Annotated in this window: 11 protein-coding genes; 10 read left to right on the top strand and 1 reads right to left on the bottom strand. The window is 59.9% G+C overall.

From position 1 onward, the window contains the following. The first annotated feature begins 79 nt into the window (after positions 1-79). The 8 genes from FHT82_RS20470 (at position 80) to FHT82_RS20435 (ending at position 12463) form a co-directional block, all read left to right on the top strand. Positions 80-268, top strand: coding sequence for a hypothetical protein (locus FHT82_RS20470; protein ID WP_183734515.1), 189 nt, complete (start codon positions 80-82; stop codon positions 266-268). Between the two features lie 133 nt (positions 269-401). Then, positions 402-566: a hypothetical protein gene (locus FHT82_RS20465; protein ID WP_183734514.1), complete on the top strand. Its 165-nt coding sequence runs from the start codon at positions 402-404 to the stop codon at positions 564-566. Positions 567-685: 119 nt separating this feature from the next. Next, positions 686-871 carry a hypothetical protein gene (locus FHT82_RS20460; RefSeq protein ID WP_183734660.1) on the top strand — a complete coding sequence of 62 codons (186 nt, stop codon included), beginning with the start codon at positions 686-688 and terminating at the stop codon, positions 869-871. 322 nt (positions 872-1193) lie between these two features. Next, positions 1194-9713: a glucoamylase family protein gene (locus tag FHT82_RS20455; RefSeq protein WP_183734513.1), complete on the top strand. Its 8520-nt coding sequence runs from the start codon at positions 1194-1196 to the stop codon at positions 9711-9713. Positions 9714-9811: 98 nt separating this feature from the next. Then, positions 9812-11041: an OpgC domain-containing protein gene (gene opgC / locus FHT82_RS20450; protein ID WP_183734512.1), complete on the top strand. Its 1230-nt coding sequence runs from the start codon at positions 9812-9814 to the stop codon at positions 11039-11041. A 235-nt stretch (positions 11042-11276) separates the two neighbouring features. Then, positions 11277-12047 carry a hydratase gene (locus FHT82_RS20445; protein WP_183734511.1) on the top strand — a complete coding sequence of 257 codons (771 nt, stop codon included), beginning with the start codon at positions 11277-11279 and terminating at the stop codon, positions 12045-12047. Between the two features lie 28 nt (positions 12048-12075). Beyond that, positions 12076-12231, top strand: coding sequence for a hypothetical protein (locus FHT82_RS20440; protein ID WP_183734510.1), 156 nt, complete (start codon positions 12076-12078; stop codon positions 12229-12231). Then, on the top strand, positions 12224-12463 hold the full coding sequence (locus FHT82_RS20435) for a hypothetical protein (RefSeq protein ID WP_183734509.1): 240 nt from the start codon (positions 12224-12226) through the stop codon (positions 12461-12463). Before FHT82_RS20440 ends, FHT82_RS20435 begins: the two co-directional genes overlap by 8 nt. Positions 12464-12598: 135 nt before the next feature. Here FHT82_RS20435 and FHT82_RS20430 read toward each other — a convergent pair whose 3' ends face one another. Continuing rightward, positions 12599-14362, bottom strand: a complete 1764-nt coding sequence (locus FHT82_RS20430) for a glucan ABC transporter ATP-binding protein/ permease (RefSeq protein ID WP_183734508.1) — start codon at positions 14360-14362, stop codon at positions 12599-12601. Between the two features lie 308 nt (positions 14363-14670). Between FHT82_RS20430 and FHT82_RS20425 the strand changes: the two genes are divergently transcribed. Together FHT82_RS20425 and pyc are read left to right on the top strand one after the other, a co-directional pair. Beyond that, entirely contained in the window at positions 14671-15411 is a 741-nt protein-coding gene (locus tag FHT82_RS20425) for a LuxR family transcriptional regulator (RefSeq protein WP_183734507.1), read from the top strand. A 117-nt stretch (positions 15412-15528) separates the two neighbouring features. Then, a complete protein-coding gene (pyc, locus tag FHT82_RS20420; protein ID WP_183734506.1) occupies positions 15529-18993 on the top strand; it encodes a pyruvate carboxylase in 3465 nt (1154 codons plus the stop codon). Positions 18994-19021: the final 28 nt, after the last annotated feature.

The following is a 19021-nucleotide window of genomic DNA, read 5'->3' as shown; positions in this document are numbered from 1 at the left end:
TAGACTATTGACAGCTGCCTTAGTTCTGTCATGATCGCGTTAACGACCGTTAGCTTTCGTGATCGATGGAGGTTGAGGCATGTTCTTTCTCGGTGGGATGACCATGGGTTACCTCGATCCACCTGTTAAGGCCGAGCGGAGGGAAACCGCCTCCGTTACTATCCCGGCGGAAAAGGATCGCCGGTTGATCGAAACATCCCCCAACACACCCCAGGGCGACAACGCTGCAGAGCGTTCCTGGATTTGGGCGTGGCGCACGCTCTGCTGAGCAGAAGCCTGGGTGGATTTTCTCTTTCGTCTGCTCTGGACGGAAATTTATCTCTACCTACCTTATAGAGAATGTAAGAAAATAAATGCGAGCTGGCTGTCCGGCCGCAAAAACAAACAGACGGAGGCGACACATGGCAAATCTGGGTATTTCGCATACTCATGTGAACCAGTACGGATCCGTATCGGCCAAGAAGCCGGTCACCACGCGGCACAAGATTCAGACCGCGATCCATGCAACGATTTTCACGGCGGCATTCCTTTTCGTCGTCGCAATGGTTTTCGGCGTCGTCGGCTGAGACGGCTCGTTCCGGGCGCTACCTGATGGCGCTCGCCTGATCGATCATTTCCCTATCTGGAACAATTGGGATGCAGCGGCATTCTCCTGACACTTTGGTGTTCGACTTGGAGAATGGTCATGAGAGGCATCCTGCTGTGGTCGCTGGGTATCCCGATCCCGGCCATCATCCATCTTCACCTGTTCCGCGAAATCCAGCTCATCCCCGAAATTAGGCGTGAGGCGCTGATAAGGCCGTCCAGCCGCATGGACGTCATCCATGCGGCTTTTCATGCCTGTGGGTCGGGCGACTTACGGAAAGCCTGATGCGTAGATTCAAAGAGCTAGGGCGTCCTTAGTGCGTCCGCATGGGCGTATGGCGCTCTGGAAACAGGTCTCACGACTTGAATTATCGCAAGCCTGTCCAACTTTCCCGAATGGCCTTGCGGGGAGGGTATCGGGCACCCGTGACCATCGCAAAGTCACGGCTGAATGGGGTCGCTCCCTTGCTGCAACGCTCTCGGACCGCTCGTTTATCTTGGTTTTCCGGCCGTCGGCGAGGATCGGTCCGTTCATGCGAGAGGCATCATAAGCAATGTAGAAAGCCCGCCCACATTCAACAATGTCGTTTGGATCCAGAACCGAACCTATGTCCATTGCCAATCCGTCTCCGAGCCTACCGCGCGAGCCTGAGAAGAAGCAGATCGACCACAGTGATTCGATCCGCTCAACCTATCTGTCCAATGAGGACATCAGGGCAATGGGTGAAAGCGTCGCCTGCCGTACGGTGAACGAGTTGCCAGGCTTCGCACCGTTCGATTTCTTCGCGCGCCACAGGGAGAACGAGAAGGAAATCCTGCGCGTCTACCGCACGACAGCGGCCGACGCCGAGGCCGGGGGGAGGATCACGCCAGCCGCCGAATGGCTGCTCGACAATCATTACATCGTCGAAGAAGCTATCCAGGAAGTCCGTCGTGATTTCCCGCGCCGCTTCTATCGCGAACTGCCTTTGACTGATATCGGCGATGCCGAAGTTCCGCGCACGCTCGTACTGGCCTGGCTCTATGTCGCCCATACCCACAGCACCATCTCGCAGGAAAGCCTGACGGCGCTCGTCGATGGCTTCCAGCAGCATGAGACACTGAGAATTGGCGAGCTCTGGGCGCTGCCGTCTCTGGTGCGCTACGTGCTGGTCGAAAACCTCCGCCGTATTTCGAGCCGAGTCGAGCGCAGCCGCGGCATGCGCCGCCGCGCCAATGAGGCCGCCGACGTACTGGTTCGCTTAGCCGACACCGCAAAGGCTGCCGCCTATCTGAGGACGCTGGAGGAACTTGCCGAGGACAATACTTTCTCGACGCAATTCCTCTACCGCATGCGTGATGGTTCGCAGACTTCGAGCATGGCGATCTCCTGGTTGGACCAGCGGCTGGAGCGGCTCGGGCGTGACAGCGAAGAAGTGACGATGGCGGAGCATAGCCGCCTCTCTGCCGGCAATGTCACAACGGGCAATATCATCCGCAGCCTACGCGAGATCAACGATACGGAGTGGTCGGTCTGGATCGAGCAGGTCAGCCATGTCGACAGGTTGCTCTGGGACAAGTCCGACTACGGTGATCTCGATCCCGGTTCGCGCAACAGCTATCGCAGGCAGATCGAAAAGCTTGCCAGACGCTCGCCGCTGAGCGAGGTGCAAATCGCCCAACTCGCCGTCGACATGGTGGCTGAGGTCAGGCATTCCGACGAGGCGCAGCCGCATGAGCCTGATATCGGCGGCTTCATTACAGGCGCTCAACGCCTGAAGTTCGAAGCGCGCGCGGATTACCGTCCAACGCTGGCGCAGCACGTCTTCCGCGCCGTCCGCAAGTTCAATTGGATGGCGATCGCCGTTCCGGTCGTGCTGATCACGATCATCGCCATGGCTGTTGTCGGCGGGTTCATGGCCATTGCCGGCATGGCGTCGATCGAAATCGCCCTGCTGCTCATCCTATTCTCGCTGCCGGCGTCGGAAGGTGCAAATGGCCTCTTCAATACCGTGCTGTCCTTCTTCGTCACGCCGGCGCGGCTCGTCGGTTACGAGTTCAAGCGGGGTATCCCTGACGATGCGCGCACGCTCGTCGTCGTGCCTTGTCTGATTTCCGATCGTGACAGCGTTGACGAGATGGTGCGCAATCTCGAGGTTCATTATCTCGCCAATCCGCACGGCGAAATCCATTTTGCACTGCTCAGCGATTGGCCGGACAGCGATGTGGAGGAAAGCTCTTCCGATCTGGACGTGCTGGAATATGCACGCCGTGAAGTTGCCAATCTCTCAGCTCGTTATGCCTATAACGGCGGGACGCGCTTCCATCTCCTGCATCGCCGCCGCCTCTACAATCCGTCCGAGGGTGTATGGATGGGCTGGGAGCGCAAGCGCGGCAAGTTGCACGAGCTGAACCTGCTGCTGCGCGGCGACCGCGACACGACCTACCTGCCAGGCGCCAATACCGTGCCTGCCGATATCAAATACGTCATGACGCTCGATGCCGATACCCGCCTCATGCGTGATACCGTCACCAAACTCGTCGGCAAGCTCCATCACCCGATCAACCGGCCGGTCATCAACCCGGAAACTGGTCGAGTCGAAAGCGGTTATGGTATTCTGCAGCCGCGCGTGACGCCGTCGCTGACGACGGGCAAGGATGCGTCGGTCTTCCAGCGCGTCTTTTCGATCAACCGCGGTCTCGACCCGTATGTTTTCACGGTTTCGGATGTCTATCAGGATCTTGCCGGCGAGGGCACGTTCACCGGCAAGGGCCTCTATCATGTCGATGCTTTCGAGGCTTCGCTGAAAGGCCGCATCGCAGAGAATTCGGTGCTCAGCCACGACCTTCTCGAGGGGTCGATGGCGCGCTGCGCGCTCGTCACCGATCTCGAACTCGTCGAAGATTTCCCGGTCCGCTATGAGGTCGAGACCTCGCGGCAGCATCGCTGGGCTCGCGGCGACTGGCAGCTCCTGCCCTATATGCTCAATCCGAAATACGGCGTCACCGCGCTCGGCCGCTGGAAGATGTTCGATAATTTGCGCCGGTCGCTGACACCGATCGCCTGGTTCTTCGCTTCCGTGCTCGGCTGGTATCTGATGGAGCCGTTCGGCGCGCTGATCTGGCAGATCCTGCTGATCTCCTGCCTGTTCGTGGCGCCCACCCTGTCGCTCGTCAGCGGCATCATTCCGCGCAGCAGCGATATCGTCGCCAGCGCTCATCTCCATACCGTCTGGTCGGATATCACGGCTGCCAATGCTCAGGTGGCGCTGCGCATCATCTTCATCGCCGACTCTGCCTGCATGATGGCGGATGCGATCAGCCGTTCGCTATACCGCCTGTTCGTCAGCCACAGGCTGATGCTCCAGTGGCGTACTGCGGCCAGCGTCCAGGCCGGCAAGCAGGGCACCATTCTTTCCTATTACGAAGCGATGTGGCATGCGCCGGTCCTCGCGGTCCTGGCGATAGGTTTTGCGGCGCTGTCAGGCGACGACGCCTTCCTCGTTGGTATTCCCTTCGCGCTCCTCTGGATCCTGTCACCAGCCGTCGCCTGGTATGTAAGCCAGTCGGCCGAGACGGAAGATCGTCTCGACGTGCCGGATGACGTCTCCGACGAGTTGCGAAAGGTCGCGCGTCGCACCTGGCGATACTTCGAAACCTTCACGACGGAGGAGCAGAACTATCTGCCGCCCGACAACGTGCAGGAAACGCCGCATGTCATCGTGGCGACGCGCACTTCGCCCACAAATATTGGCGTCTATCTCCTGTCCGTCATTTCCGGCCGCTATTTCGGATGGTTCTCCTTCGAGGAGACGATCGAGCGCCTGGAGCAGACGGTCGCCACGGTCGACCGCATGGAAAAGTTCCGCGGCCATCTCTTCAACTGGTATCACACCGATACGCTGCAGACGCTGGGGCCTCGCTATGTTTCGGCGGTCGACAGCGGTAATCTCGCCGGTCACCTGATTGCCATTTCCTCAGCCTGCCGCGACTGGGCGGAGGCGCCCTCGGCACATGTCCAGGGCAATCTCGACGGTGTCGGTGATACGGCCGGCATTCTCGGTGAAGTGTTGGACGACCTGCCTGACGACCGCAAGACCGTGCGGCCGCTGCGCCGCCGTCTGGAAGAGCGCATCGCCGGCTTCCAGAACGCGCTTGCCGCGGTCAAGCGCGAGCACGAGTTTGCCTCGATCCGTGTCATCAACCTCGCGGTCCTGGCGCGCGACATTCAGAACCTCGCCGGCAACCTGCATCATGAGGTGAAGTCGAAGCAGACGGAAGAGGTCACGTTGTGGGCGGCTTCGCTCGTCAAGGTCTGCGAGGCACATATCTCCGATAGTACCTTCGACCTTTCCAATATCGATGCCTTGCGTCCGCGCCTCGTCGCACTTCGCGACAAGGCGCGCGATCTCGCCTTTTCGATGGATTTCGGCTTTCTGTTCCGTTCGGAGCGTCGCCTGCTGTCGATCGGCTACCGTGTGGAAAGCGGCGAACTGGATGCTGCCTGCTACGACCTTCTCGCGTCCGAATGCCGCCTGACCTCACTCTTCGGCATCGCCAAAGGTGACCTGCCGACGGAGCATTGGTACAAGCTTGGCCGCCAGGTCGTGCCGGTCGGTTCGCGTGGCGCGCTGGTTTCCTGGTCCGGTTCGATGTTCGAATATCTGATGGCCCCGCTCGTCATGCAGGAGCGCGGCGGCGGCATTCTCAACCAGACCAACAATCTCGTCATCGTCGAGCAGATGAACCATGCCCGCAAGCTCGGTACGCCCTGGGGCATCTCGGAAGCGGCTTTCAATGCCCGCGACCATAACCTCAACTATCAATACACGAACTTCGGTGTGCCGACGCTCGGCCTGAAGCGCGGTCTCGGCCACAATGCCGTCATCGCGCCCTATGCCTCGCTGCTCGCCAGCCAGTATTATCCGGCGGCGGCGCTCGAAAACCTGCAGAAGCTTCGCAAGCTCGGTGCTCTCGGCAAGTTCGGTTTTCATGATGCCGTCGATTTCACGCCGACACGAGTGCCTGAGGGCAAGAAATGTGTGGTCGTCTATAACTACTATGCGCACCATCACGGCATGTCGATTGCGGCTGTCGCCAACGTCGCTTTCGACGGGCTGTTGCGCGAGCTCTTCCACTCGGATCCGGTCATCGAAGCGGCCGAACTGCTGCTGCAGGAAAAGGCGCCGCGCGACATCCCGGTCATGAGCGGCAAGGACGAATCCGTTACACCCGCCGCCATCCAGGACGAACTCATGCGTCCGGTCATCCGCAAGCTTGCCGATCCGGCATCGCGCGACCGCGAGCTCGTCTTCCTGTCGAACGGTCATTATTCCCTGATGCTGACGGCGACGGGCGCGGGTTATGCCCGCTGGAACGGTCTTTCCGTCTCCCGCTGGAAGCCCGATCCGACCGAGGATCGCTGGGGCAACTTCATCTTCCTGCGCGACATGGCGACCAATGAGTGGTGGTCGGCGACGGCGGAACCGAAGAGCGTTGAAGGCGAAACGGTCAGGGTGGAATTTGCTGACGAGAAGGCCGTCTTCAGCAAGGTGCTTGGCGAGCTCACGAGCGAGGTCGAATGCATCGTCGCCACCGAACATGATGCGGAAGCCCGCCGCCTGACGCTGTTCAATATGGGCGCGGAAGATCGCTTCATCGAAGTGACTTCCTATCTCGAACCGGTGATCGCATCGGACGACATGGACAATGCACATCCGGCTTTCGCCCGAATGTTCGTGCGGACGGAGATCGACAAGCGCGGCGACGCTATCCGCGCCTGGCGCAACAAGCGCGACCCGAACGAAGCGGCCATGAGCATCGCACATCTGATCGTCGACAATGCCGGCGATGCGCGCCACACCGAATTCGAAACCGAGCGGCGCAAGTTCCTCGGCCGCGGTCGCAGCCTGGCGAACGCTGCCGCGTTCGATCCAGGTGCGGCGCTTTCAGGCACTGATGGTTTCACGCTGGATCCCGTCCTGTCGCTGCGTCGTACTGTCCGCGTTCCGACCGGAAAGAAGGTCAGCGTGATCTTCTGGACAATCGCGGCGCCTGATCGTGCCGAGGTGGACAAGGCCGTCGACCGCTATCGCCATCCGGATGCTTTCAACCACGAACTCGTTCAAGCCTGGACGCGCACACAGGCGCAGATGCGCCATGTCGGCGTCAGCTCGCAGCAGGCGGCCGCCTTCCAGCATCTCGGTCGTTATCTTGTCTATCCGGACATGCAGCTTCGCGGCGATCACATGGTCGTCCGGACCGGCATGCAGTCGCAGTCGGCGCTCTGGCCGTTGGCAATTTCGGGCGATTTCCCGATCTTCACGCTGCGCATCGATGACGACATGGATCTCGAGATTGCCCGCGAGGCGTTGCTGGCGCAGGAATATCTGCGCTCGCGCGGCGTGACCGCCGATCTCGTCATCATGAACGAACGGGCCTCTTCCTATGTGCAGGATATGCAGCATGCGCTCGACGCGATGTGCGAAAACGTGCGCCGCATGGGCCAGGCTGACGGCCTGCGCCAGCACATCTTTGCGGTCCGCAGGGACTTGATGGAAGAGAGCACCTATCAGGCACTGATTGCTGCCTCGCGGGTGACGCTGCATGCCAGGAACGGCAAGGTGGTCGATCAGATCAACCGCACCCTCATGCTGTTTGCGCTCGGCAAGGAAGAGCTTGAGGAGACGGAAAAGACCGAACGCGCGGGGATGCCGGTCAAGCGCATACCGCCCCTGCCGGCCCCGGCTATCAAGACCGTCGCCATTGAGGAGGAAGGCGATCTCGACTTCTGGAATGGCATCGGTGGCTTTAGCCGCGACGGCCGTGAATATGTCACACGTCTGCCGGGCGGGCGGGCGACGCCACAGCCATGGATCAACGTCATCTCGAACGACCAGTTCGGCTTCCATGTGTCGGCGGAAGGTGCGGGTTTCACCTGGAGCGTCAATTCGCGCGATTATCAGCTCACCTCCTGGTCGAACGATGCAGTCATCAACCGTTCCGGCGAAGCCCTCTACATAGCGGATCTCGAAAGCGGGGCGGTCATGACGCCATTTGCAACGCTTTCCCGTCGCAACGACATTCGCTTTGAAGCGCGGCATGGTCTCGGCTATTCCACTTTCTCCAGCATGCAACATGAAATTGCGCTGGAAGTGACGCAGACGGTGTGTCGCGAGAAGCCGGTGAAGCTGCAGCGCCTGCGGTTGCGCAATACAGGCTCGGAAAGCCGCAAGCTTCGGCTCTACGCTTATGTCGAATGGGTCCTTGGGAATAATCCGCAGAAGACTGCCTCCTTCATCTTGTCGAAACACGACGAGGAGACAGGGGCGCTGTTTGCTACGAACCTCTACAGCATCGATTATTCGGGCCGTACCGCCTTCTTCGCCGCGAGCGAAACGGTTTCGAGTTTCTCAGCAAGTCGTCGTGAGTTTCTTGGCAAAACCGGGACGATTGAGGCGCCTTTCGCTGTGACAGCAGCGGCGGCTCTTTCCGGCTCCACGGACCTCGACGGCGATCCAGCAGCGATCCTTGCGATCGATATCGAGCTCGGCGCCGACGAAGAGCGCGACGTCACCTTCTTCCTGGGGGATGCGCCGACGGAAGAGGCCGCGCGCGCCTTGCTTGCCGATATTCGAAAGGGCTCGTTCGATGAGGCGGTGCAGGCGAACCAGGGCTTCTGGCAGGAATTCACCGGCAAGCTGCAGATTTCGACGCCGGATCAGGGCATGAACAATCTCGTCAATACCTGGCTGCCCTATCAAAGCCTCGGCTGCCGCATCATGGCCCGCACCGCCTTCTATCAGGCGAGCGGTGCCTTCGGCTTCCGCGACCAATTGCAGGATACGCTCGCCTTTGTGCTGCAGGAACCTGCGCTTGCGCGGCGCCAGATCGTCAACGCCGCCTCGCGTCAGTTCCGCGAAGGCGACGTGCAGCACTGGTGGCTGCCGGGAACGGGCGCCGGCGTGCGCACCATGATTTCCGACGACGTTGTATGGCTCGCTTATGCGATCGATCATTATTGCAGCGTCAGTGGCGACAGGAGCGTGCTTGACGAGCAGCTTCCCTTTCTTGAAGGCCCGGCGCTGCTGGAAGGTCAGCACGACTCCTTCTCCAAGCCGGAGATGTCCGAGGATACGGCAAGCGTCTACGAACATGCGGCCCTGGCGCTCGATCTCGCCATTGCCCGCAAGGGCACAAACGGCCTGCCGCTCTTCCTCGGCGGCGACTGGAATGACGGCATGAACCGAGTCGGCATCGGCGGCCAGGGCACGAGCGTCTGGCTCGGCTGGTTCCTTGCCGGCACACTGCGCTCTTTCGTCCCATATGCCGAAGAACGGGGCGACAAGGCTCGTGCCGAACGCTGGAGGACCCACCTCACCGAACTCAAGAGGGCGCTCGAAAGCGCTGCGTGGGATGGCGGTTATTATCGTCGCGGCACATTCGATGACGGCACGCCGCTCGGATCGAAGGAAAACCTGGAATGCCAGATCGATTCGATCGCCCAGTCCTGGAGTGTGCTCTCGGGCGAAGGCGATTCGGAGCGGGCCGCCAAAGCGATGGATGCGGTGCTCGCCCAGTTGGTGGATGAGGAGGCGCGGGTCATCCGCCTCTTCACGCCGCCTTTCGAGAAGTCGTCAAAGGATCCGGGCTATATCAAGGCCTATCCGCCCGGCGTTCGCGAGAACGGTGGCCAATACACACATGCCTCGACTTGGGTGGTCATGGCACTGGCAAATTTGAAACGGGGGGACGACGCGCTGCGTTGCTTCCAAATCCTCAATCCGATCACCCATTCGCTGAATAAGGCGGCGGCCGAACGGTACCGCGTAGAGCCCTACGTCGTAGCGGCCGATGTCTACGGCGACGATCCCTATATCGGGCGTGGCGGCTGGACCTGGTACACGGGTTCGGCCGGCTGGCTCTACCGCGCGGCGGTAGAAGGCATCCTCGGTATCCGGCTAAAGGGTGGACAACTTTTTGTGAACCCGTCGCTCCCTTCCAATTGGGACGGGTTTGCGGCAGAGATCAAGCGCGGCGGAAGCAAATACCGCATTTCGGTCTCAAAAGCGTCCAATGCTGAAGGCTACACTCTGTCTATAAACGGCAGCGAAGTCGCCAATCCCCACGAGGGATATCCGGTCGGATAACAGCAATCTCCAAGCTGATTTTCCGGCGATTCGCGCGGCCAAAGGGGAACCCTTTTGGCCGGCGTAGCGTTTGCAAAACGGATAACAGGAGAGACACCATGGCAGGTATGCCGACCAAAGCCATTGGCGCCCAACGAAGTTCCATATCAGTAGCGGCGTCGAAGCGTGATACGAGGCTCGATGTGATTCGTGGTCTTGCCCTGATCACGATCTTCATCAATCACGTCCCAGGGCAAATCTTCGAATATATCACGACGAAGAATTTCGGCTTTTCCGATGCCGCCGAAGCCTTCGTGCTGATCTCGGGCATTGCAGTCGGTCTTGCTTATGGTTCGCGCTTCAAGGCGGGCAGACGGCTGGAAATGGCGATCAAGGCGGCAAAGCGCGCCTTCACGCTTTATCTCGCTCATATGATCACCACCTTCGTGACGCTGGCGCTCTTTATCTGCGGCGCTTGGCTGTTCCATCGGCCGGGGCTACTGGTCGAGATCAATATTCTGGCGGTGCTGATGAACCTGAAGGAGGGCATTCCCGCACTGCTGCTGCTCGGCCACCAGATCGGCTACAACAACATTCTGCCGATGTACGGCGCGCTGATGTTGATGGTGCCGCTGATCCTGCTTCTGAACGAGAAGAGCACGCTGTTGGCGCTAGTCGTTTCCGGCACCGTTTGGCTGCTTGCGGGCGTCTATCAGATTGCGCCGCAGAACATGCTGTTTGAAGGAGACTGGTTCCTCAATCCCTTCTCCTGGCAGTTCCTGTTCACGATCGGCATCGTGTCGATGATGCATGTCAAGCGCGGCGGCACGCTTCCCCGCCATCCGCTGCTTTTCGCGCTCGCACTCAGCTATGTCGTGCTCTCCTTCATCTGGGTGACAGCCCGTCTCTGGGATCTCGGAAACTATCTTGCGGCGCTCGGCCTGCCGGTAGTGCTCACCGGTTTCGACAAAACCTTCCTGTCGCTGCCGCGTCTTATGCACGTGCTGGCGCTCGCCTATCTGGTGATCAATATTCCGGCGGTATCGCAGGCTTTCCGCCGCCCGGCCGATCATCCGCTGACGATCCTCGGCCGGCACTCGCTCAATATCTTCGTCGCCGGCACCATCCTTGCAATGGCCGGGCAAGTGCTGCTCTACATCACCAATCGAGACCAGATCATCGGCCCGATCTTCGTGCTTGCCGGTATCGCCGCCCAGTTCGCCTATGCCTATTATCTTGAATACAAACGCGAACAGGAAAAGACCCGGCCTCTTGCCGGCGGCGCCATTCCGGTACCGGTCCGTGTCAACCGGGCGGCGGATTCCTACGGTCAGGGCAAGCGCAAATAGGCCGGCTTCCTCAAACAATATTAAGCTGGCGGTCGAAGAGGCCGCCGGCTTTTTTCTTTTCGCCGAGCGTGGATGGCTACGCCTTGACGCAGTTGCTCCAGGTGGAAGCGCGAGGGCAAACCTCCGGGATCACTATGAGATTTTGATTTTTTAGCTGTTCATCACGAATGGAACGGTTACGCGCCTGGCTCCATTTTGGCTTCCTGAGGCAATGCCAATGATAGGGAGCACGAAGATGTACTTCGAACTCAAGGACGCCACAGCCGATATCCTCGCCAGGAGCCGTCGGCATAATGAACTCTGCGATCTTCCCCTTGACCTGATCTCCTCCGAACGCGAGGCTTATGACATCCAGGCGATCGCACAGGATGCGCTGGGTTTCGAGCGCAAGGGCTACGTGCTTGTCGGCACGAGCGAGGAATCGCGCCACATCCTCGGTCTCGCAAGGCCGATCTATTCCGAAATTCCCGGTTCTGCACTTCTTGCCGGCACGAAGGAATTCCGGCTGCCGCCAGGCACTATCGGTGTCCAGTGTGAGCTGGTTTTCACGATGCTGCGGTCCTATCCGGATATCGGAGAGCCGATCAACCTCGACAGTGCTGCTGAAGCCGTGCTCGATTGCCGCCCGGCCGTCGGCATTCTCGGCCGGCGCACGCGGCGGGTCTTCACGGGAGACCACGCAGCGATCGCCGACTTCGGCCTGCATGTCGCAACCCTCTGCGGTGATCATACCGGGGCGCTGGCATCAGCCGATCTTGCCGGCATCGATATTACGACCTTCCTGTTCAAGCAGATGGTCTTTTCGGGGACATCCGCATCGGTCATGGGCAATCCGCTCAATGCCGTCGTCTGGCTGGCAGGCCAGCTTTCGGCGAACGGCAGGCAGCTTCAGGCCAACGATATCGTTGCGACGGGATCGTGCACGACCATTCTTCAGGTTTGGCCCGGCCAGCATATGGCGGCTGATTTCGGACCACTTGGACAGGTGGAATGCATCTTTGCGTGACACGCATTTCAAACCGAAAGGACAAGTTATGAGGCCGCAGCGAAAGCCATTCATTACCGAGATCAAGAAGACGAAACAGTTCTGCCGCAAGCCGGTTCCGGCCGAGGCCAATCGCCCGGATGCCGCAATGAAGGCAGGGACAAAGATGGATGTCGGCCGGAGCGAGGTCGCGCGTGATGGTTAGTCGCAACGTTCCTCACGAATATTTCGTGCTTGATGCCGCGAAGGCAGACGGCCCTGTTGTCGGTCATCTTCGCGGTAAACCGATTTCTGCCGTGGTCATCGACCGGAACGGTGGCCGCTATCGGTTTGTCGGCATCGCCGCCAGGGATGGCCGCGGCAGGCTTGATGTCATGTCGCTCAAACAGGGCGAATGGATCCTTGCACCTGACCTGGTCTATGCAGAAGCGGCTTAGAGGTTCTACAGATCTATCCCTACCGAGGACGATGACAAGCGGGTCTGCCCACAGCGTTTCACAGGGAATCCACGCAACAAAAAGGCCGGAAGAGCGATGCCCTTCCGGCCTTTCGTCGTGTCCTTGCGAAGCCGATCAGGCAGCTTCGGTCGTGTGGGCCTTGCGGACTTCATCGTCCGTCAGGATGCCGCTGGCGCGCAGCAGAGCAGCGAAGCGGCCGTTGGAGTGGCTGAGCTCGTCGAAGCTGCCGTGCTCGACAATGCGGCCGTTGTCGAGGAACAGCACCATATCCGCCTCGCGGACCGTCGAGAGACGGTGGGCGATGATGAAGGTGGTGCGGTTCTGGCGCAGGTTGTCGATCGCGGCCTTGACGCGGGCTTCCGTCTCGACGTCGAGCGCGGAGGTCGCCTCGTCCAGCACCAGGATCGGCGCATCCTTGAGAATGGCGCGGGCGATCGCGATACGCTGGCGTTCGCCGCCGGAGAGCTTGTTGCCACGTTCGCCGACATGGGTGTCGTACTGCTCGTCGCGGTTCTCGATGAAGTCGGACGCGGCGGCGGCTTCGGCGGCGCGACGCATATCCTCTTCAGACGCGTTCTCGCGGCCGAGGCGGATGTTGTCGCTAATCGAGCGATTGAGCAGGCCGGCATCCTGGAAGACGGTGGCGATATAGCGGCGAAGCGACTTGCGCGTGACCTTGCTGATATCGGTGCCGTCGACGAGGATCTGGCCGCCCTGCGGATCGTAGACACGCTGCAGCAGATTGACGAGCGTCGTCTTGCCGGCGCCGGTCGGACCGACGATCGCAACCGTCTGGCCGGCCTTCACTTTGAAGGAGACGTTGTGCAGGCCCTGCGAGCTGTTGGCGAAGCCGAAGGAGACGTCGTTGAACTCGACGTCGCCCTTGACGTCCTTGATCTCGCCGTTGCCGGCCGGCTCTTCGCGTTCGCGGACGGAATCTTCCAGATTATAGAAGTCTTCCAGTTTCGAACGGGCCTCGAAGATCTGCGTGGCGAACTGGCGCATCAGGTCCAGGCGGGCGATCAGCAGGTTAGCGAAGCCGATGAAGGCAATGACGTCGCCGACACGCAGTTCGCCGTTCTGGACCAGCACGGTACCGATGACGAGCACGATCATCATGGCGATCGTGGAGGCCATGCGATTCAGTGCGCTCGCAAGCGCCCACCAGTCGAGCACCGGGTACTGCGCCTGCAGCAGGCGATCGGCGAAGGACTTCAGCGCACGCGTTTCGGCATCGATACGGTTATAGCTATGCAGCACCGAGACGTTGCTGATGGAATCGCTGACGTGACCGAAGACAGTATGATAGTGGTTCTCGACCGAAGCCTGGCCATCCTTCGTGCGGCTCATGACCACGCGGCCGATGATCCAATAGGCGATGCCGAGCACGATCAGGACTGCGGAGAGACGCAGATCCATGGATATCGCGGTCGGGATGAGCAGGCCAAGCGCAATGACTGTCGAAAGATGGTTGCGCATGAACTCCAGCCACAGGCCGAACAGGGTTTCGCAGGCGCGCAGCAGCGTGTGCAGCGCGTTGGACGTACCCCGCTGATGGTGCCAGGAAAGCGGCATGGAGATGATGCGGCCGAAGGCCTCCGTCAGAAGCGTCGCGCGGCGGCCGTGGGCCAGCCTGTCTGCTTCGCGTGCCACGAGGACGAAGGCGATGGTATTGAAAACCGCAAAGGCGGCCCACATCATAAGGATTGGCTTGACTTCGCCCTTGCCGGAAATCGCATCGATGATACGGCCGAACAGGATCGGCTCGGCAATGGTGATGGCCGCCAATACGATGTTCGCGATAACGACGAGGGATACGCGGAGCTTGTAGGCGCCGAGATAGCGCAGAGCCCTTGCATAGACCTTAAATAACGACACGTCGGAACCTCTTTTTGCATCTGCGAAAAACGGGATGGTGCGATGCTACAAAAAACTACCTGAACCGACGATTAACAGGATCTTCGGGTTTGGAATCCGGCTTCGAAATTTGTGATCGTAGAGTGCGATAAGTGACCATGGTTTTGAAATTGTTGCTTAGCTATACATCACGACAATTTGCGCTTGCATTCGCTGGAGCGTCTAGCGCACCATCCAACTTGCGAACTGCAATTTTTAGGAAAGACCGTTCAGCGGCGGGTTAACAGGCCTGCTCCGGCGGCCTCGTTGGTCCGGGCAAGGGGCATTTTGTGCAAATTCATTCTTTAATTCAATTGCTTGTCATTTTAGAGGAAAGTTCCGATAGCCAAAGTGTGCTCGACGAACTCGAAAAGGTGATCCGCGCGAGCGGATTCGATTTCTACGGTCTGCTTCGTCATCCCAAGCAGGGAGACAACCCGTGGGGTGTGACTATGGCCAGCCGATGGCCGGAGAGATGGTCGCACATCTATGCGGTGAAAAAATACGTGCTCGTCGATCCGACCGTACGGTATCTTGCGCATGCGCAGCGGCCTTTCCGCTGGCGCGACAGCATGGCGGCTTTCCGGGATGACCCGCATCAACGCCGCATGGAGCAGATGATGGTCGATGCCTACGGCCATGGGCTGGAAGACGGCTATATCTTCCCGATCTATGGGCGAAACGGCATCCTCGGCAGCCTCAGCGTCGGCGGCAAGCCGATTGAGCTTTCGCCGCCGGAGATCTCGCTTTTCGAGGCGATCGCCCGCAAGGCCTTCTGGCGGCTGCTCGATATGCAGGGCGAGGCTGCGACGCTGGAAACGGTGCCGATCAGCGATACGCAGTTGACCAGGCGCGAAATGGAAATCCTGCATTATCTTGCCGAGGGCATGACCTCGATGGAGATCAGTAAGCATCTGAAGATCTCCAATCACACAGTCGACTGGTACATGAACGGCCTGCAGGACAAGCTGAAGGCCAAGAATCGGCAGCAGGCAGTGGCTCTGGCTTTCCGGCACGGGCTGATCACCTGAGATCTAGAGAAATTCTATTTCGTCACGGCAAGGGAAATTGAACTTTCTGTAACAGCACGTTAAGAATTCTCTTCGCGGGTGCAGCATGGCCCGTTTCCGTGCTTTGAGGAGAGTACATTGCCCATATCGAAGATTCTTGTCGCCAACCGTTCCGAAATCGCCATCCGTGTCTTCCGCGCGGCCAACGAGCTCGGGATAAAAACGGTCGCGATATGGGCTGAGGAAGACAAGCTGGCGCTGCATCGTTTCAAGGCCGACGAGAGCTATCAAGTCGGCCGCGGCCCGCATCTCGCCCGCGATCTTGGGCCGATCGAAAGCTATCTTTCGATCGACGAAGTGATCCGCGTCGCTAAGCTTTCCGGTGCCGACGCCATTCATCCCGGCTACGGCCTGCTTTCGGAAAGCCCTGAATTCGTCGATGCCTGCAATGCCGCAGGCATCACTTTCATCGGCCCGAGGGCCGAAACGATGCGCCAGCTCGGCAACAAGGTTGCGGCGCGAAACCTTGCCATTTCCGTCGGCGTTCCGGTCGTTCCGGCGACCGAGCCGCTGCCGGACGATATGGCGGAGGTCGCACGCATGGCGGCCACGATCGGCTATCCCGTCATGCTGAAAGCCTCGTGGGGCGGCGGCGGTCGTGGCATGCGTGTCATCCGCTCCGAAGCCGATCTCGCCCGCGAAGTGACGGAAGCCAAGCGTGAAGCGATGGCCGCCTTCGGCAAGGACGAGGTCTATCTCGAAAAGCTGGTGGAACGTGCTCGTCATGTCGAAAGCCAGATCCTGGGTGATACGCACGGCAATGTCGTGCATCTCTTCGAGCGCGACTGCTCCATCCAGCGCCGTAACCAGAAAGTCGTCGAGCGCGCGCCCGCGCCGTATCTTTCGGAAGCACAGCGACAGGAACTCGCCGCCTATTCGCTGAAGATCGCCGAGGCGACGAGCTATGTCGGTGCCGGCACCGTCGAGTACCTGATGGATGCCGACACCGGCAAATTCTACTTCATCGAAGTCAATCCACGCATCCAGGTGGAGCATACGGTCACCGAAGTCGTCACCGGCATCGATATCGTCAAGGCGCAGATCCACATTCTCGACGGATTTGCGATCGGCACTGAGGAATCCGGCGTACCAAAGCAGGCGGATATCCGCCTCAACGGCCATGCACTGCAGTGCCGCATCACGACAGAGGACCCCGAGCATAATTTCATTCCGGATTACGGCCGCATCACCGCCTACCGTTCGGCATCGGGTTTCGGTATACGCCTCGACGGCGGCACGTCTTATACCGGCGCGATCATCACCCGCTACTACGACCCTTTGCTTGTCAAGGTGACCGCCTGGGCACCCAATCCGCTGGAAGCCATTTCCCGTATGGACCGCGCGCTGCGCGAATTCCGCATCCGCGGTGTCGCCACCAACCTGACCTTCCTCGAGGCGATCATTACGCATCCGAAGTTCAAGGATAATTCCTACACGACACGCTTCATCGACACGACGCCGGAACTCTTCCAGCAGGTCAAGCGCCAGGACCGTGCCACCAAGCTTCTCACCTATCTCGCCGACGTCACCGTCAACGGCCACCCGGAAGCGAAGGATCGCCCGCGGCCATCAGAGGATGCCGCCAAGCCTGTCGTACCCTATATCAATGGCGGCAAGATCCCCGATGGTACGAAGCAACGTCTCGACCAGCTTGGCCCGAAGAAATTCGGCGAGTGGATGCGCGAGCAGAAACAGGTGCTGCTGACCGATACGACGATGCGCGACGGACACCAGTCGCTGCTCGCCACCCGCATGCGCACATATGACATTGCCGGGATCGCCGGCACTTATGCGCATGCGCTGCCGAACCTCTTGTCACTGGAATGCTGGGGCGGGGCTACCTTCGATGTTTCCATGCGCTTCCTGACGGAAGATCCGTGGGAGCGTCTGGGGCTGATCCGCGAGGCAGCTCCCAACTTGCTGCTGCAAATGCTGCTGCGCGGAGCGAATGGCGTCGGCTACAAGAACTACCCTGACAACGTCGTGAAATATTTCGTCCGCCAGGCTGCGAAAGGCGGTATCGATCTCTTCCGCGTCTTCGACTGCCTGAACTGGGTGGAGAACATGCGCGTGTCGATGGACGCCGTTGCCGAGGAAAACAAGCTCTGCGAAGCGGCGATCTGCTACACGGGCGATATCCTCAATTCCGCCCGGCCGAAATACGACCTCAAATATTATACGGACCTTGCCGTCCAGCTCGAAAAGGCCGGCGCGCATATCATCGCACTGAAGGACATGGCGGGCCTGTTGAAGCCGGCCGCCGCCAAGGTCCTCTTCAAGGCGCTGCGCGAAGCGACCAGCCTGCCGATCCATTTCCATACGCATGATACGTCGGGCATCGCTGCTGCCACGGTTCTTGCTGCCGTGGATGCCGGCGTCGATGCCGTCGATGCGGCGATGGATGCGCTCTCGGGCAATACCTCGCAGCCCTGCCTAGGCTCGATCGTCGAGGCGCTGCGCGGCTCCAAGCGCGATCCGGGCCTCGATCCGGAATGGATCCGCCGCATCTCCTTCTATTGGGAAGCGGTTCGCAATCAGTATGCGGCCTTCGAGAGCGATCTGAAGGGGCCGGCATCGGAAGTCTACCTGCACGAAATGCCGGGTGGTCAGTTCACCAACCTCAAGGAACAGGCCCGGTCGCTCGGTCTCGAAACCCGTTGGCACCAGGTGGCGCAGGCCTATGCCGACGCCAACCAGATGTTCGGCGATATCGTCAAGGTGACGCCGTCCTCCAAGGTTGTCGGCGACATGGCGCTGATGATGGTCTCTCAAGATCTGACGGTTGCCGACGTCGTCAGCCCGGACAGGGAGGTTTCTTTCCCGGAATCGGTGGTTTCGATGCTGAAGGGCGATCTCGGCCAGCCTCCGTCGGGATGGCCGGAAGCGCTGCAGAAGAAAGCTCTGAAGGGCGAGCAGCCCTATACCGTGCGTCCAGGTTCTCTGCTTGACGATGCTGATCTCGATGCGGAGCGCAAGGCGATCGAAACCAAGCTCGAGCGTGAGGTGAGCGATTTCGAGTTCGCCTCCTACCTCATGTATCCAAAGGTCTTCACCGATTTTGCGCTGGCTTCGGATACCTACGGCCCGGTCTCGGTGCTGCCGACGCCCGCTTATTTCTACGGCCTCAAGGATGGCGAGGAACTCTTTGCCGATATCGAAAAGGGCAAGACGCTCGTCATCGTCAATCAGGCGATGAGCCAGACCGACAGCCAGGGCATGGTCACTGTCTTCTTCGAGCTCAACGGCCAGCCACGCCGCATCAAGGTGCCGGACCGGGCGCATGGTGCGTCGGGTGCCGCTATCAGGCGCAAGGCGGAAGCCGGCAATGCGGTCCATGTCGGTGCGCCGATGCCGGGCGTCATCTCGCGCGTCTTCGTCTCGCCGGGACAGGCAGTCAGTGCCGGCGACGTGCTCGTCTCCATCGAGGCGATGAAGATGGAAACGGCCCTGCACGCGGAGAAGGGCGGAACGATCTCGGAAGTGCTGGTCAAGGCTGGCGACCAGATTGATGCCAAGGATCTGCTCGTCGTCTATGCCGGTTAAGCAGAAGGCGACGTTGTCTCCGATATCA

This window comes from Rhizobium sp. BK275, assembly GCF_014193555.1.
Taxonomy (GTDB): Bacteria; Pseudomonadota; Alphaproteobacteria; order Rhizobiales; family Rhizobiaceae; genus Rhizobium.
Note: the sequence above shows the minus strand (reverse complement) of the source record. Positions and strands in the feature narration are given on the sequence as shown.